The following is a 16,509-nucleotide window of genomic DNA, read 5'->3' on the forward strand; positions in this document are numbered from 1 at the left end:
ACACCCATGCGCAATTTCAACGAGAACACGATCACGGATGCAGTGCTGGAGCGGGTCGCGGGCGCGACCGACCCGCGCATGAAGCAGGTCAGCGAAGCGCTGGTGCGCCACCTCCATGCCTTCGTCCGCGAGGTGCGACCCACCCAGAAGGAATGGGAATACGGCATCGACTTCCTGACCCGCACCGGTCACATGTGCGACGACAAGCGCCAGGAATTCATCCTGCTGTCGGACGCGCTCGGCGTCTCGATGCTGGTCGACGCCATCAACCATCCGGTGCCGGAAGGCGCCACCGAAACCACGGTGCTCGGTCCGTTCTTCGTGCAGGCGTCGCCCGAGAAAGACAACGGCGCTGACATCTCCGGCCCGATGGAAGGCGATCCGATGCTCGTCACCGGCTCGGTGTCGACCGTCGACGGACGGCCGCTTGCCGGCGCCGTCGTGGATGTCTGGCATTCCGACGATGATGGCTATTACGACGTGCAGCAGCTCGACAAGATCGGCGACCTCGCGATGCGGGCGCGCTTCCACACCGACCAGAATGGCCGCTTCAATTTCTGGTCGATCAAACCGGCTGCCTATCCGATCCCGCATGACGGCACGGTTGGCGACATGCTGGCGGTCCAGGGCCGCCATCCCTGGCGCCCGGCACACGTGCATTTCATGATCTCGGCGCCCGGCTTCGAGCAACTCGTGACCCACGTGTTCGTCGCCGGCGACCAGTATCTCGACTCCGACGTGGTGTTCGGCGTCAAGGACAGCCTGATCCGCGAATTTGTGCGGTGCCCGCCCGGCCGTGCGCCCGATGGTCGCATGGTGGACAGCGAGTATTTTCACCTCAACTATGATTTCGGCCTGAAGCAGGTCGCTAGCAACGCAAGAGCCGCTTAAGCTGAACATCGCGGACCAGACAAGAGTCCGACAACAAGGCAGACAGGGAGCAAGGATGGGACCGCGGGTCAGCACGAGCATATTGGCCGATCGCCTCATGGGCATGATCGGCCCGCGCGCGAGCGTCGCGCGTGGCATGCTCGATCAGCATGGGCAGAGCGAGTCGCATTATCGCAACCTGCCGCCCGACATCGTCGTCTTTCCCGAAACCACGCAGGAGGTCGCGGAGATCGTCAAGCTGTGCGCTGGCGCGAATATGCCCATCGTGCCCTTCGGCGCTGGGACCTCGCTCGAAGGCAATGCGGCCGCGGTCGCGGGCGGCGTCTGCTTCGACTTCGCACGCATGAACAAGGTGCTGACGGTGCACGAGAGCGACATGGACGTCGTCGTGCAGCCGGGCATCACGCGAAAGCAGCTCAATGCGGAGCTGCGCGGCACCGGACTTTTCTTTCCGATCGATCCCGGCGCCGACGCCTCGATCGGCGGCATGACGTCCACGCGCGCCTCCGGCACCATGGCGGTGCGCTACGGCACCATGAAGGACAGCGTCATGGCGCTGGAGGTGGTTCTGGCCGACGGCCGCGTGATCCGGACCGCCAGACGCGCGCGCAAGTCAGCCGCCGGCTACGACCTGACCCGCATGTTCGTCGGCGCCGAGGGCACGCTCGGCATCATCACCGAGATCACGCTGAAGGTGCATCCCGTGCCGCAGGCGATCTCGGCCGCGGTTTGCAGCTTCGACACCCTGCACGACGCCGTCGATACCGCGATTTCCGTGATCCAGTCCGCGATCCCCGTCGCGCGCATCGAGTTGCTCGACGACGTCATGATGCGCGGTATCAACGCCTATGCGAAGCTCGGCTATCGCGAAGCCCCGACCCTGTTCTTCGAATTCCATGGTTCCGAGACTTCCGTCGCCGAGCAGGCCGAAGCTGCACAGGCCATTGCCGCCGACCATCGTGGTCATGGCTTTGCCTGGGCCAAGGCGCAGGAGGATCGCAGCCGGCTGTGGCACGCCCGCGACAACACGCTCTATGCCGGCCTGGGCCTGCGCCCCGGCGCGCGTGCCGTGATCACCGACGTCTGCGTGCCGATCTCGCGATTGGCGGAATGCCTCACGGATACCCGGCGCGATGCGGACGAGCACGGTTTCACGGCGCCTATCGTCGGCCATGTCGGCGACGGCAATTTCCACATGCTGATCCTGATCGACCCGGCAAGGCCCGCGGAAGCCGAAGGCGCCAAGGCGCTCCAGGCCCGCATGGTCGCCCGCGCGATTGCCATGGACGGCACCTGCACCGGCGAGCACGGCATCGGGCTCGGCAAGATCGACTATCTCACCGATGAGCTCGGCGAGGCCGTCGATGTGATGAGGTCAATCAAGACCGCGCTCGACCCTGACGGACTGATGAATCCCGGGAAGATCTTTGCAGGCGGAGCGCGCGCATGAGCACCGCCGCATTGGCCGTCGAGCCCGCCGCCCCCACGCCGCTGCTGGAGCTGCGCGGCATCAGCAAGGAGTTTCCCGGCGTCAAGGCGCTGGATGACGTGTCCTTTGCCGTCTTCCCTGGCGAAGTCCATATGCTGCTGGGCGAGAACGGCGCCGGCAAGTCGAGCCTGATGAAGGTGCTGTGCGGGGCCTACCGCGCCGATGCAGGCGAGTTCTACTGCAAGGGCGAGCCGGTCGCGATCAACTCGGCCGCGGACGCGCAGAAGCTCGGCATTGCCGTGATCTTCCAGGAATTCTCCCTCGTCCCCCATCTCGATATCGCCCAGAACATCTTCCTCGGCCGCGAGCCGAAGGGCCGTATCCCCGGCACCATCGACCGGCGCAGGATTCTGGCCGACGCCGCGCGCGTGCTCGGCACGATCGGCTTCGAGATCGATCCCTCCACCATCATCGACAAGTTGGGGGTGGCGCAGCAGCAGATGGTCGAGATCGCCAAGGCGATCAGCCAGAACGCGCGCATCCTCGTGATGGACGAGCCAACCGCGGCGCTGTCCGATCGCGAGACCGAGCTGCTGTTCGCGCTGATCGCGCGGCTCAAGGCCGACGGCGTCTCCATCGTCTACATCTCGCACCGCATGGCGGAGGTGTTCGCGCTCGGAGACCGTATCACCGTTCTGCGCGATGGTCGCCGCATCGACGGCATTCGCCCGGCCGACGTCACGCCGGACCAGCTCGTCCGCATGATGGTCGGTCGCAACGTCGACATGACCTACCCGCGCAATTTTGCCGACAAACCCGGCGACGTTCTGCTCGAGGTCAAGGGCCTGAGCGCCTCCACAGGAATCTCGGACATCAACATCGAGGTGCGCCGCGGCGAGATCGTCGGCCTGTGTGGCCTGGTCGGCTCCGGTCGCAGCGAGGTCGCACGCGCGATCTTTGGCGCCGATCCCGTGACATCAGGCGAGATCGTCTTCGACGGCAAGACTATCTCCGGCGAGCCTGATCTTGCCGCCCGCCGCGGCATTGCGCTGATCCCGGAGAGCCGCAAGAGCGAGGGCCTGGCGCTGCTGCGATCGGTGAGCGACAATCTGGTGGTGTCGGCGCTGCGAAAGCTGTTTCCAAGCGGTCTGTTCGACCAGCGCAGCGCGCATCGCACCGCCGACGGCCTGATCAGACAACTGCGCATTGCGACGCCCAGCGCGCGCCAGATCGTCGGCCTGCTCTCGGGCGGCAATCAGCAGAAGGTCGTGATCGGCAAGTGGCTCGCCGCCGGCTCGAAGCTCTTCATCTTCGACGAGCCGACCCGGGGCATCGACATCGGTGCCAAGGCCGAAATCTTCGCCCTGATCGACCGCCTTGTCGCCGAAGGCGCGGCGGCGCTGATGATCTCGTCCGAACAGGTCGAGATCTGCCACGTCTGCGACCGCGCCTATGTGATGCGCGAGGGGCGCATCGCCGGGCACCTCGCGCGCAATGAGCTGACAGAGGAGAACATCGTGCGACTGGGGATGCATCATGCGTGAGGCCGCGGTCGCCTCTCAACCGAATCCGCTGCAGCGCGTTCCCGGCGTTGCCATCGTGCTGGTGCTGCTGATCGCGCTGTTCAGCACGATCGCGCCCGGCTTTCTGTCGGTTGCCAACCTCTCCAATGTGCTGGTGCAGTCGACGATCCTAACCATGCTCGCGCTGCCGATGACACTGATCATCATGACCGAGGGGCTGGACCTGTCGATGGGCGCGGTGCTGACGCTGACCTCGCTCTGCGTCGCAATCGTCTCGCTCGCAACCCACTCGATGTTGCTGGGCTTAGGTGCCGGACTCCTCGTCGGCACAGCCTTCGGCTTCGCCAATGGCTGGCTGGTCGCCATCGTGGGCATCCCGCCCTTCGTGGCGACGCTCGGTACGCTCGGCATGGCGCAAGGCCTGTCGCTGATCGTCAGCGACGGCCAGAGCGTGGTCGGCATCCCCCACAGTGTGCGCGACATCTATTCGGCGACGCTTCTCGGCGTGCCCGTGCCGATCGTGATGGCGCTGGTGACCTATGCCGCCTTTCACAGCCTGCTCTATCACACCCGCTTCGGCACCTATATCTTTGCGCTCGGCGGCAACCCGGAGGCGCTGCGCTACGCCGGCCTCTCACCGAACAAGCTGCTGATCGCGGTCTATGCAATTGGCGGCGCCATGGCCGGCATCGCCGGCCTGCTGATGACAGCGCGCATGAATTCTGGGCATCCAACCGCGGGCCTCGGTCTCGAATTCGATGCGATCGCGGCCGTCGCCGTCGGCGGCACGTCGTTCGAGCGCGGCAATGGCTGGCTGCTCGGCACGCTGCTCGGCGTGCTCTCGGTCGGCGTGCTGCGCAACGGGCTGAACCTGATCTCGCTGCCCTCCTCGGTGCAGGTCGCGAGCGTCGGCGTCCTCGTCATCGTTGCCCTCTTCCTTGACGGCCTGCGGAGCCGCGCATGACCGACATCAGCAAGGAGGCCATTGCGCCGCCCCGCTCGTTCCTGTCACAGGACGCGATCCAGGTATTCTATCGCCTGCTCGCGGCGCTGCTGATCTGTGCGGTGCTCGCCGTGCTCAGCGATTCCTTCCTGAGCCTCGGCAACATCCTCAATGTGCTCAGGCAGGCGAGCCTGACCTTCTTCATCGCCTCCGGCCTGACCCTGGTGGTGCTGACCGCGGGCCTCGATCTCTCCGTCGGCGCCAATGTCGCGCTGTCCGCCTGCATCGCCGGGACCGTGATCCACAAGACCGGCTCGCCGGCGCTCGGCATCCTCACCGGGCTTGCCTGCGGCGGCATGGTTGGGCTCCTCAACGGCGTCATGGTCACCGCGCTGCGCATCCCCTCCTTCATCGCCACCTACGGCATGCTCTGGGTGCTGAACGGCCTCACCTATTGGTACATGGCGGGCGAAACCCTTCACGGCTTCCCGGCCGGCTTTCGCCAGATCGGCAGCGGCTATCTCTTCGGCTTGCCGATCCCGGTCTACCTGCTGCTGGTGTTCCTGGGGATCGGAACGTTGTTTGCGCAGCGAACGGTCTGGGGCCAGGAGATCTATGCGATCGGTGCCAATCCGGTCGCGGCACGGCTCTCCGGCATTCCGGTCGCGCGCCGCCTGCTGCTGGTCTACGCCGTCTCGGGCACCATGGCCGGGCTCGCCTCGATCATCTTCCTGTCGCGGCTCAATTCGGCCGAGGCCGACATCGGCGAAAGCCTGACGCTGCCTGCGATCGCCGCCGTGCTGATCGGCGGCACCTCGCTGTTCGGCGGCGTCGGCACCGTGTTCGGCACTTTCATCGGCGCATTGATCCTGACGCTGGTGCTGAACGGCATGAACCTCTTGTCGGTCAGCGCCAACTGGCAGCCGCTGGTCACCGGCATCATCGTCATTCTCGCGGTCTGGCTCGACATGAAGACCCGCCGCCGCGCGCAATGAGTTCTTGAACGACCAACAAGCAAAATGAGGGATGGAGGCAACATGAAACAGACACTGGGTTATTTGGCGCTGCCGCTGCTGATGGCGGCCGCGCTCACCACGCCAGCGCGCGCGGACGGCGAGACCATCGCCGTCTTCACCAAGAACCAGACCAACCCGTTCTTCCAGACGGTGCGGGTCGGCGCCGACAACATGGCCAAGACGCTAAACGCGAAGACGCTGCAGTACATTCCGACCAAGCCCGACAGCATTCCCGAGCAGCTCAGCCAGATCGAGGACGTCGTGGTGAAGAAGCCGAGCGCCATCGTCTTCACGCCGGTCGACTACAAGGCGATGGTGCCGGGTGTCGAGAAGATCAACGACGCCAAAATTCCCGTCGTCAACATCACCGACCGCTCGGCCGGTGGCAAGTTCCTGTCCTTCGTCGGCGCCGACGATTACAGCCTCGGGCTCGAGACCGCGCGCTTCCTGCTGAAGACGCTGGGCGGCAAGGGCAACATCGTCATCATCGAGGGCGTCAAGGGCTCGCTGACCAATGTCGACCGCGTCCGCGGCTTCAATGACGCGCTGAAGGAAAATGCCGGTGCGAAACTGCTGGCCTCGCAGCCCGGCAACTACCAGCGGCTCCAGGCGCTCCAGGTGATGGAGAATCTGATGCAGTCGAACGCGCAGATCGACGGCGTGCTCGCCGCAAACGACGCCATGGCGGTTGGCGCCATCGAGGCGCTCGACGGCGCCAACCGCAAGGCGCAGGTGATCGGCATCAACGGCACCAAGGAAGCGATCGACGCGATCAAGTCCGGCAAGCTGCTCGCGAGCGGCGACTACAACGGATTTTTTCAAGGCTGCCTCGGCACCATGATGGCGATCCGCTCCTTGCGCAACCAGCCTGTCATCGCCGAGATCGTGCTGAAGCCAACCGTCATCACCAAGGACAATTACCAGCCGTTCGACGTGCCGCTGGAGCAGCGCAGCTGCCCGACTTTCGAGGAAGCCAGCAAGCTCGGCGGCAAGTAAGTCAGCACACCTTCACGACAAGCTCGGACGGCCGCAGCCGCGGCCGTCCCAAGAACACGAGACATAAACGGAGACCATCATGCTGTTCGCCATTCACGCCCTCGACCGCGCCGGCGCGCTACCGACCCGGCTCGCCAATTACGACGCCCACAAGGCTTTCCTGAGCGACACCTCGCGCTTCGGCGTCAAGATCGTGATGTCGGGGCCGCTCGTCTCCGACGACGGCGCGACCATGATCGGCAGCCTGTTCCTGATCGAGGCAGCGGGCCGTGGCGACGTCGAGGCTTTCAATCGCGCCGATCCGTTTGCAGCGGCCGATATCTGGGAAAAGGTCACGATCACGGGCTTCCTGCGCCGCCAGGGTTGAAGGCGGCTAAACAAAAACGCGAAAACAACCCCATGCACAGTAGAATGAGGTTGTTTTTACACATGAATTTTCGTCGCAAACGTTTTTGACTCGTCGGGCAAAACAGGAGCAGAGTGCCATCCTCACCCGATTGTCGCCCCCAAGCCTCGATCGAAAGGTTTGCCGCCGGCCTAACGGCTAGCTGCTCGCCACCGCTGCACTATCTTCGAGATGACAGGCCACCCACTGCTCGGGTCCAGCCGCGCGCAATGTCGGCTCTTCGCTCCGGCAGCGGTCGAACACGTATGGGCAACGGGTGTGGAAGCGGCACCCGCTCGGTGGATTGATCGGGCTCGGCACGTCTCCCTTGAGGATGATCGGATTGCGCTGGGCCCCCGGCTCGGGCAGCGGCACCGCCGAGAGCAACGCCTTGGTGTAAGGATGCTTTGGCGCGGCGAAGATCTCGTAGCGCGGCGCCACCTCGACGATCTTGCCGAGATACATCACCGCGACGCGATGGGTCATGTGTTCGACGATCGCGAGGTCGTGGCTGATGAACAGCAGCGCCAGGCCGAACTCGCGCTGGAGATCCTGCAGCAGATTGACGATCTGGGCCTTGACCGAGACGTCGAGCGCCGAGACCGCCTCGTCGCAGACGATCAGGTCGGGCTCGGCGGCGAGCGCCCGCGCGATGCCGATGCGCTGGCGCTGGCCGCCGGAGAATTCGTGCGGCCTGCGGTTCAGCGCCTCGCGCGGCAGGCGCACGGTATCCATCAGCGCCGTCACGCGGGTCTCGAGATCGATCGCGGATTTGGCGAGGCCGAAATTGCGGATCGGCTCGGCCAGGATATCGCGCACGCGCATGCGCGGATTGAGGCTCGAGAACGGGTCCTGGAACACCACCTGCACGCGGCGGCGCATCTGGCGCATCGTGCTCGGATGGGCGTCGTCGATACGCTGACCGTCGAGGATGACCTGCCCCGCCGTGATGTCGAACAGACGCAGGATCGCACGGCCGACCGTCGATTTGCCGCAGCCGGACTCGCCGACCAGCGAGAGCGTCTCGCCGCGCGCGATCTCGAACGACACGCCGTCCACCGCATAGACCCATTCGGACTTGCGGCTGAACAGGCCCTTTTTGACCGGGAAGTGCTTCTTGAGGTCGTTGACCTGGAGCAGCGGGGGACTCATGCCGCGACCGCTCCCTTGGCCGCATAGTGGCAGGCCGCGACGTGACGTGGCCCCTTCTCTTCGAGCCCCGGCGCGTACTGCCGGCACAGATCGGTCGCGAGCGCGCAACGTCCGGCGAAGACGCAGCCGACGATGGGCTTGCGCAGATCAGGCACCTGCCCGGGGATCTCTGCCAGCCGCCTCGCGGTGCCGGTCAGCGACGAGCCGAGCCGCGGCACTGCACCGAGCAGGCCCTGCGTGTACGGATGACGCGGCGAACGGAACAGGTCCGCCACCGGCGCCTCCTCGACCTTACGGCCGGCATACATGACCATGACGCGCTCGGCGATCTCGGCGACCACGCCGAGATCGTGGGTGATCAGGATGATCGCCGCGCCAACCCGGTGCTTGAGATCCAGCATCAGCTTCAGGATCTGCGCCTGGATCGTCACGTCGAGCGCGGTGGTCGGCTCGTCGGCAATGAGAAGTTTTGGATTGCAGGCGAGTGCAATGGCGATCATGACGCGCTGGCGCATGCCGCCGGAAAGCTGATGCGGATATTCGCGCACGCGGCGCTTCGGCTCGGGAATGCCGACCAGAATCAACATCTCGATCGCGTGTGCCTCCGCGGCTTGCTTGTCCAGGCCCTGGTGGATCATCAGTGTTTCGCGGATTTGACGCCCGACGGTCAGGACCGGGTTGAGGCTGGTCATCGGCTCCTGAAAAATCATCGAGATGTCGTTGCCGCGGATCGCGCGCATCTCGCGATCCGACATTTGCAGCAGGTCCTTGCCCGCGAAACGGATGCTGCCGGCGATCCTGCCCGGCGGTTCCGGGATCAGCCGCATCAGCGACATCGAGGTCACCGACTTGCCGCAGCCGGACTCGCCGACGATGGCGAGCGTCTCGCCCTCGTTGACATGGAACGACACGCCTTCCACCGCGCGGTTGATGCCGCTGGGCGTACGGAAGTGGGTTTGCAAATTCTCGACTTCGAGCAGTGCCATCGCGATCAGCCCCTCGCCATCAGAGGCTCTTGGCCATGCGCGGATCGAGCGCATCGCGAAGGCCATCGCCGAGCAGGTTGACGGCGAGCACGGTGACGGACAGAAAGGCCGCCGGAAAGAACACGATGTAGGGCTTGACCTGCCACAGCGCCCGCCCCTCCGCCATGATGTTGCCCCAGGACGGAATGGTCGGCGGCGTTCCCGCGCCGATGAAGGACAGGATCGCCTCCGTGATCATCGCACTGGCGCAAATGTAAGTCGCCTGGATCAGCATCGGCGCCAGCGTGTTGGGCAGGATGTGGCGCAGGATGATCATCGGTGTGCGCGTGCCGCATGCCACCGCCGCGTCCACGTAGGGCTGCTCGCGCAGCGACAGCACGACACTACGGACAAGACGGGAAACCCGCGGTATCTCGGCAACGGTAATCGCCAGAATGACGTTGCCGACGCTGCCGCGCGTCAGCGCCATCAGCGCGATCGCCAGCAGGATCGGCGGGATCGACATCAGGCCGTCCATGAAGCGCATCAAGATGCCGTCGGCCCAGCGGATGAAGCCGGAGACGATGCCGATGGCGAGACCGACTGCGGAGGCAAATATCGCAACCGAGAGTCCGACCGTGAGCGAGACGCGCGCGCCGAACAGCACGCGCGAATAGATGTCGCGGCCGAGCACGTCGCTGCCAAACCAGTAAAGGGCCGACGGCGCGCGAGTGCGCTTGGCCGGCGCGAGCGCGGTCGGATCCACCGTTCCAAGATAAGGCGCAAAGATCGCGATCAGGACGAGCAACAGCAGCAACGTGCCGCCGATGGCAACGGTGGGATGGCCGCGCAGCAGCCCGACGAAGCCGCGCCGGATCGTAACCGGCCGGAGTATCTCGGGCAGTTGCGGCGCGAGGACGAAGCCCGCCGGCAGCGCTTGCGGATTGACGGTCGTGTCGGTCAATAGCGGATCCTCGGGTCAACGAGCGTATAAATGACGTCGATCATCAGATTGACGAGGACGTAGACGAAGCTGAACAGCAACACGATGCCCTGGATGACGGGATAATCGCGACGCAGGATCGCGTCGATCGTGAGCCGGCCGAGGCCGGGAATGGCGAACACGCTCTCCGTGACGACCGCGCCACCGATCAGGAGCGCGATGCCGATCCCGATCACCGTGACGATCGGCACCGCCGCGTTCTTCAGCGCGTGGACGAACAGGATGCCGCCCTGCCCGAGGCCCTTGGCGCGCGCAGTGCGGATATAGTCCTGCTGCAACACTTCGAGCATGGTGGCGCGCGTGATACGCGCGATCAGTGCGATGTAGACACAGCCGAGTGCGATCGCGGGCAGGATCAGGTTTTGCAGCCATGGCCAGAAGCCTTGGGCGAGCGGCGTATAGCCCTGCACGGGAAGCCATTCGAGCTCCAGTGCGAAAACGTAGGCGAGGACATAGCCGACGACGAAGACCGGCAGGGAGAAGCCGAACACGGCAAAGGCCATGATGGCCCGGTCGATCAGGCTTCCCGCCTTCCACGCCGCCAGCACGCCGAGCGGCACCGCGACCACGATCGTGAGCAGGAGCGTGACCATCATCAGCGACAGCGTCGGCCCGAGACGCTGGCCGATCATCGTCGAGACCGGCAGATTGGTGAAGATCGAGGTGCCGAGATCGCCGTGCAGAATGCGCCAGACCCAGCTGCCGAACTGGATCAGGAAGGGTCGATCGAGGCCGAGGCTCTGACGGATGCGCTCCACATCCTCCGGACTTGCCTGATCGCCTGCGATCACCACGGCGGGATCACCCGGCGCGATGTAGAGCAGGCTGAACACGAACAGCGCGACGATCGCCATCACTGGCAAGGTCGAGGCGATACGCCGGAGGATGTAGGAGAGCATCTGGCTTCAGCGCAAGGTCATGCGGATTTCGACACGCCCCAGAAGAACGGCAGCGGCCCTTTCGTGATGCCGGAGACGTTCTTGCGCCAGGCCGTGTAGCTGAGGAAGAACCCAGTCGGCGCGTAGACGACGTCCTCGAGCGCGACCTTGTTGAGGCGAGCGACCGCGGCCTTCTCCTCGTCGAGGTTCTTGGCCTCGAACCAGGACGTGACCTCCTTCTCGGTGCCGGGGCTGTTGGGCCAGCCGAACCAGGCCTTGTCGCCATTGGCACGGATGGCGGTGTAGGGCGCCGGATTGATGCAGTCCGAACCCGCGTGCCAGGTGTGGAACATGTTCCAGCCGCCCTGTCCGGGCGGTGTCTTCTGTGCGCGGCGGGAGCCGACCGTGCCCCAATCGGTCGCGACGAAGTCGACATTCATACCGAGCTTCTTCAAGAGATCGGCGGTCACATCGCCAAACGCCTTGGTGATCGGCTGGTCCTGCGCCACCAGGCACGTCACCGGCTGGCCGGAGTAGCCGCTCTCGGCGAGCAGCTTCTTGGCAGCGTCGAGATCGCGCTTGCCCTTCAGGACCTCGCCGCCCGCCTCGGTGTAGAGCGGCGTGTCGGGTGTGAAGAAGCCGGGCAACGACTTCCACAGCGAATTGTCGTCGCCGACGAGCGCACGCATATAGTCTTCCTGGCTCATCGCCATCAGCACTGCGCGCCGGGCCCGCACGTCGTTGAAGGGCGGATACAGGAAGTTCATGCGGAACGACCCGACATTGCCGAGGGGATCGCCGATGTCGACGCTGATGTTCTTGTTCTTCTTCAGGACCGGGACGAGGTCCGCGATCGGGTTCTCCCACCAGTCGATCTCGCCGTTCTGCAACGCGGCCGCAGCGGTCGCCGGATCCGGCATCACGATCCATTCGACGCGGTCGAGCAGCATCTGCTTGCCGCCGGCGAGCCACGACGCCTTCTCCTGCCGCGGCACATAGTCGGTGAATTTTTCGAACACGGCTTTCGCGCCGGGGACCCATTCGCCCTTGGCGAACTTCATCGGCCCCGAGCCGACATAATCGCCGATCTGCTTGAACGGGTCGGTCTGCGCGATGCGCTCCGGCATGATGAAGGCGCAAGGCGAGTTGTTCTTGCCAAGCGCATAGAGCATCTTCGGGAACGGCTGCTTCAGCACCCATTTGAAGGTGCGGTCGTCGACAGCGGTGAGTTCCTGCTGCAGTGCCTTGAGCATCAGTCCCATCGGGTCGCGTGCCGCCCAGCGCGTCAGGCTCGCAACGACGTCCTTGCTCAGCACCGGCTCGCCGTCGTGGAATTTGAGCCCCGACCGCAATTTGAACGTCCAGGTGGTGCCATCGTCGGTCACTTCCTCGGACTCGACCATCTGCCGCTGCGGCTGCAGCGAGGAATCGACGCCGTAGAGCGTATCCCAGACCAGCGCGGCGGCATTGCGCACGACATATTGCGTGCCCCAGATCGGGTCGAAATTGGCAAGGTTTGCTTGCGGCACGAAGCGCAGGGTGCGCGCGGAGGCGCCTTGTGCGATCGCCGGGGCCGAGAGGCCGCTCAATGCCAGACCGCCCGCGCCGGCCAGTCCCTTCAATACGGTCCTGCGATCCATGAAATCCTCCCAATAGTGCCGTGATGCCGGCCATCGTTGGCCAAGAACAGGTGAAACCAGAGCTCATTGGCGTGCAAATGGTATGCCACTAACCGGACCTTCGCCAGCGGGATATCCGCACCATTGGGACCGGTCGAGACCTCAAAGCGCGGCCGCCAGCACTGGCCCGGTCTCGATATGCGGGATCGCCTCGATCAGCTTGCGCGTGTAGTCGGTCTTGGGATTGTCGAACAGCGCCCGGCTCTCGCCCTGCTCCACGATGCCGCCATTGCGCAGCACGATGGTGCGGTCGCAAAGCATGCGCACCACGTTGAGATCATGGCTGACGAACAGCAGTGCGATGTCGTTCTCCCGCCGCAGGCGGTCGAGCAGTTGCAGCACTACGGCCTGCACGGAGACGTCCAGCGCGGCGGTCGGCTCGTCCAGCACCAGAAGCCGCGGCCGGCAGGCGATGGCGCGGGCGATGCCGACGCGGGCCTTCTGGCCGCCGGAGAGCTGATGCGGAAAGCGCGGCAACAGATCCAGCGGCAGCCCCACACGAACGGCGCAGTCTTCCACCCGCTTGCGCAGCGCATCGCCCCCACGCATGCCGTCGAGCCGCATCAGGGGATGGGCGATGCAATCGAAGGCGGTGAAGCGCGGGTTGAGGCTCTCGTTCGGGTCCTGGAACACCATCTGGATGTCTTTGCGGAAGCGCGAGCGGTGAAAGTCGCGCGACGCCACGTGGCCGATCGACTGCCCGTCGAACACGATCTCGCCTTCGCTCGGATCGATCAGGCGGCAGATCATCCGCGACGTCGTGCTCTTGCCGGAGCCGGATTCGCCGACGAGGCCGACGCTCTCGCCGCCGGCCATCGTCATGGAGAAGTCCGCCACCGCCGCAGCGCCCTCGTCGAAGCGTTTTGCGAGCTTGCGCACTTCCAGCAGCGGCGGAGTCCCGTGAACGGGCTCCTGCCTGGGCCTGCTGACGACAGCCACGTAGCCTTCCCGCTCTTCTTCCGTCACGAGGTCCGCGATCCCGGAGGTCGCGGTCGGCGACGCCGCCACCAGGCGCCTGGTATAGGCATGCTGCGGCGCCCCGAACAGCGTCCTGGGGCTTGCCTCTTCGACGATGCGGCCGCGCTCCATCACCGCGATACGGCGACAATATCGCGCCGCAAGTCCGAGATCGTGCGTGATCAGGATCGTCGCCATGCCGCGCGCGGCGGCAATCTCCGCCAGGAGGTCCATCACCACCTTCTGCGTGGTGACGTCGAGTCCGGTCGTCGGCTCATCGGCGATCAACAGCGCGGGATTGCAGGAGATCGCTATCGCGATCATGACGCGCTGGCACATGCCGCCGGAGAGTTCGTGCGGATAGGCGTTCATCCGCGTCTCGGGGTCGCGGATCTGGACGGCGCGCAACAGCTCCAGCGCCTCGGCGCGGGCGGCGTCCTTCGATATCCGCTTGTGCGTGAGGATCGCGTCCGCGATCTGCAGGCCGATCGCGCGGATCGGATTGAGCGCCGCCCGCGGGTTCTGGAAGATCATCGACATCGCGGCGCCCTGGAGGTGCCGGAGATCGTCACCCCTGAGTTTTGTGACGTCCTGGCCGCGAAACAGTATCTTGCCTGCGGTGACGCGGCCGGCCGCATCCAGCAGCCGCGTCGTCGCAAAACCGGTCACCGACTTGCCCGATCCGCTTTCGCCGACGAGGCCGAGCATCTCGCCGGCCTCAACCTTGAGCGTCACCCCGCGCACAGCCTCGACCATCCCGCGTCGCGTCGAGAATGCGACGTGGAGATCGTCGATCCTGAGCAATTCCTCGCTCATGTGCGCATGCGCGGATCGAGAATGTCCCGCATCCCGTCGCCGAGGAGATTGAAGCACAGCACGGCCATCATCAACGCGAGGCCCGGAAAGGCCACCAGCCACCACCGCCCCGTCGAGATGAAGCGAGCACCCTCCGCGACCATGATGCCCCATTCCGGTGTCGGCGGCTTGACGCCAAGGCCGATGAAGGAAAGACCGGCAGCGTTCAGGATCGCCCAGCCGAGGTTGAGCGAGATCTGCACCGCCATCGCCGGCAGGATGTTCGGCAGTAGGAAGCGCAGCACCACCGAGAAATCGCTCTCGCCGCAGGAACGCGCCGCCTCCACCCAGCCGACATTGCTCCGGACGTTGACCTCGGCGCGCGCGAAGCGGATGTAGAACGGAAGGTTGATGATCGCGGTCGCAATCACGATGTTCTCGATCCGGTTGCCGAGCGCCGCAACCATCGCCATCGCCAGCACAAACAGCGGAAAGGCCATCATGACATCGACGAAGCGGCCGACCGAGCGGTCGAGCCTGCCGCCGGCATAGCCGCAGAAGGAGCCGACGACGGCGCCGATCACGAACGAGATGCCGACCGCCGAGACCGCGATGGCGAGGTCGAGCCGCGCCGCAACGACGAGGCGGCTGAACACGTCGCGCCCGAGCTGGTCGGTGCCGGCAAGGTGCGCCGCGCTCGGCGGCTGCAGAGCCTCCGAGACATTGGAGACAATGGGATCATAGGGCACGAGCCACGGTCCGAAGATCGCGACAAGGACGAACAGCAGGACACCGGCCGCGGCGACGCCGGTCAGCGGGTTGCCGCGCAAAATCCAGACCGAATGGCGGAGGGTTGCGCTGGTCATCCGATCGACACCCTAGGATCGGCGATGCCGTAGCAGATATCGACCACGAGATTGACCAGCACGAAGATGCCAGCCATCAGCAGCACAAAACCCTGCACCGGCGCATAGTCAGACGACAGCAGCGCATCGAGCGCGTAGGAGGCAACGCCCGGCCAGGAGAACACCTTCTCCACCAGGACGTTCGCGCCAAGCATGGTCGAGAACACGATGCCGGCAATGGTGATGACGGGCAGGATCGCATTGCGGAGCGCATAGGTGACGACGACCTTCTGCCAGGACAATCCGACCGAGCGCGCGGTGCGCACGAAATCGCTGCCGAGCGAGACCAGCATCGAGGCACGGGTGATCCGCGCCAGCGGCGCGATGACGAACAGGGCCATGCTCAGCGCGGGCAGGATCAGCTGCTTGCAGGTCGCCCACCAGCCCTCGATGTCTCCCGCGAGCAGGAAATCGATCGACAGGAATCCGGTGCGCTGCGGCGGCAGCGAGGTGAAGACGTCGATCCGCCCGGTCGGATCAGGCGCAAGACCGAGCAGATAGTAGAACACGTAGATCAGCAGCAGGCCCGACACGAAGGTCGGCACGCAGACGCCGAGCGCGCAGAACAGCCGCACGCCGTGATCGACCAGCGATCCCGGTTTCAAGGCTGCGACCACGCCGAGCGGCACCGCCGCAATCAATGCGATCAGCAACGCCGTGAAAGTCAGTTCGAGCGAGGCCGGCAGCCGTTCGCGAAGGTCCTTCAGGACCGGCTGCCCCGTCATCATGGAGCGGCCGAGATTGCCGCGGCCGATATCGGACAGATAGAACACGAGCTGCTCCGGCACCGACTTGTCGAGCCCCATCTGCTTGCGGATCTGCTCGATCTCCTCCTTGCCGGCGTTGGGCCCCGAGGCGAAGAACACCGCGGGATCTCCGGGGAGGACCCGCATCAGCAGAAAGGTGAAGACCAGCACGCCGAACAACGCCGGCAGCGACGACAGAAGCCGCCTTCCCGCCCGCACCACCGTCGCACCAAAACCGGTCATCAC

Annotated in this window: 15 protein-coding genes; 7 read left to right on the plus strand and 8 right to left on the minus strand. The window is 65.1% G+C overall.

Going from position 1 to position 16,509, the window contains the following annotated elements; all coding sequences use genetic code 11:
- Positions 1-6 precede the first annotated feature (6 nt).
- The 7 genes from IVB40_RS23630 (at position 7) to IVB40_RS23660 (ending at position 7,165) form a co-directional block, all read left to right on the plus strand.
- Positions 7-891 carry an intradiol ring-cleavage dioxygenase gene (locus IVB40_RS23630; RefSeq protein WP_247816486.1) on the plus strand — a complete coding sequence of 295 codons (885 nt, stop codon included), beginning with the start codon at positions 7-9 and terminating at the stop codon, positions 889-891.
- A gap of 55 nt (positions 892-946) precedes the next feature.
- Complete coding sequence (locus IVB40_RS23635; RefSeq protein WP_247816487.1) at positions 947-2,341, plus strand: FAD-linked oxidase C-terminal domain-containing protein; 1,395 nt, start codon at positions 947-949, stop codon at positions 2,339-2,341.
- On the plus strand, positions 2,338-3,864 hold the full coding sequence (locus IVB40_RS23640) for a sugar ABC transporter ATP-binding protein (protein ID WP_247359717.1): 1,527 nt from the start codon (positions 2,338-2,340) through the stop codon (positions 3,862-3,864). Before IVB40_RS23635 ends, IVB40_RS23640 begins: the two co-directional genes overlap by 4 nt.
- The gene (locus tag IVB40_RS23645) at positions 3,857-4,807 is read left to right on the plus strand and encodes an ABC transporter permease (protein ID WP_247407872.1); all 951 of its coding nucleotides are present in this window, start codon (positions 3,857-3,859) and stop codon (positions 4,805-4,807) included. Before IVB40_RS23640 ends, IVB40_RS23645 begins: the two co-directional genes overlap by 8 nt.
- On the plus strand, positions 4,804-5,781 hold the full coding sequence (locus IVB40_RS23650) for an ABC transporter permease (protein WP_247359718.1): 978 nt from the start codon (positions 4,804-4,806) through the stop codon (positions 5,779-5,781). Before IVB40_RS23645 ends, IVB40_RS23650 begins: the two co-directional genes overlap by 4 nt.
- A gap of 42 nt (positions 5,782-5,823) precedes the next feature.
- The gene (locus IVB40_RS23655; protein WP_247359719.1) at positions 5,824-6,798 is read left to right on the plus strand and encodes a sugar ABC transporter substrate-binding protein; all 975 of its coding nucleotides are present in this window, start codon (positions 5,824-5,826) and stop codon (positions 6,796-6,798) included.
- A gap of 79 nt (positions 6,799-6,877) precedes the next feature.
- Positions 6,878-7,165: a YciI family protein gene (locus IVB40_RS23660; RefSeq protein WP_247359720.1), complete on the plus strand. Its 288-nt coding sequence runs from the start codon at positions 6,878-6,880 to the stop codon at positions 7,163-7,165.
- Between the two features lie 177 nt (positions 7,166-7,342).
- On the opposite strand, the gene IVB40_RS23665 is transcribed toward IVB40_RS23660, so the two are convergent.
- The 8 genes from IVB40_RS23665 to IVB40_RS23700 all read right to left on the minus strand — a co-directional run bounded on the left by IVB40_RS23665 (position 7,343) and on the right by IVB40_RS23700 (position 16,506).
- Positions 7,343-8,335: a dipeptide ABC transporter ATP-binding protein gene (locus IVB40_RS23665; protein ID WP_247289043.1), complete on the minus strand. Its 993-nt coding sequence runs from the start codon at positions 8,333-8,335 to the stop codon at positions 7,343-7,345.
- A complete protein-coding gene (locus IVB40_RS23670) occupies positions 8,332-9,321 on the minus strand; it encodes an ABC transporter ATP-binding protein (RefSeq protein ID WP_027517118.1) in 990 nt (329 codons plus the stop codon). The genes IVB40_RS23665 and IVB40_RS23670 overlap by 4 nt, the downstream gene beginning before the upstream one ends.
- A gap of 19 nt (positions 9,322-9,340) precedes the next feature.
- Positions 9,341-10,264 (minus strand): ABC transporter permease, encoded by a 924-nt coding sequence (locus IVB40_RS23675; RefSeq protein WP_247816488.1) that lies wholly within the window; start codon positions 10,262-10,264, stop codon positions 9,341-9,343.
- Positions 10,261-11,202, minus strand: a complete 942-nt coding sequence (locus tag IVB40_RS23680) for an ABC transporter permease (RefSeq protein WP_027569268.1) — start codon at positions 11,200-11,202, stop codon at positions 10,261-10,263. The genes IVB40_RS23675 and IVB40_RS23680 overlap by 4 nt, the downstream gene beginning before the upstream one ends.
- A gap of 17 nt (positions 11,203-11,219) precedes the next feature.
- Positions 11,220-12,821, minus strand: a complete 1,602-nt coding sequence (locus tag IVB40_RS23685) for an ABC transporter substrate-binding protein (RefSeq protein ID WP_247816489.1) — start codon at positions 12,819-12,821, stop codon at positions 11,220-11,222.
- A 141-nt stretch (positions 12,822-12,962) separates the two neighbouring features.
- A complete protein-coding gene (locus IVB40_RS23690; RefSeq protein WP_247816490.1) occupies positions 12,963-14,633 on the minus strand; it encodes an ABC transporter ATP-binding protein in 1,671 nt (556 codons plus the stop codon).
- Positions 14,630-15,478 (minus strand): ABC transporter permease, encoded by an 849-nt coding sequence (locus IVB40_RS23695; protein WP_247816491.1) that lies wholly within the window; start codon positions 15,476-15,478, stop codon positions 14,630-14,632. Before IVB40_RS23695 ends, IVB40_RS23690 begins: the two co-directional genes overlap by 4 nt.
- A complete protein-coding gene (locus IVB40_RS23700; protein ID WP_197031190.1) occupies positions 15,475-16,506 on the minus strand; it encodes an ABC transporter permease in 1,032 nt (343 codons plus the stop codon). Before IVB40_RS23700 ends, IVB40_RS23695 begins: the two co-directional genes overlap by 4 nt.
- Positions 16,507-16,509 lie beyond the last annotated feature (3 nt).

The organism is Bradyrhizobium sp. 40, from assembly GCF_023100925.1.
Classification (GTDB): domain Bacteria; phylum Pseudomonadota; class Alphaproteobacteria; order Rhizobiales; family Xanthobacteraceae; genus Bradyrhizobium.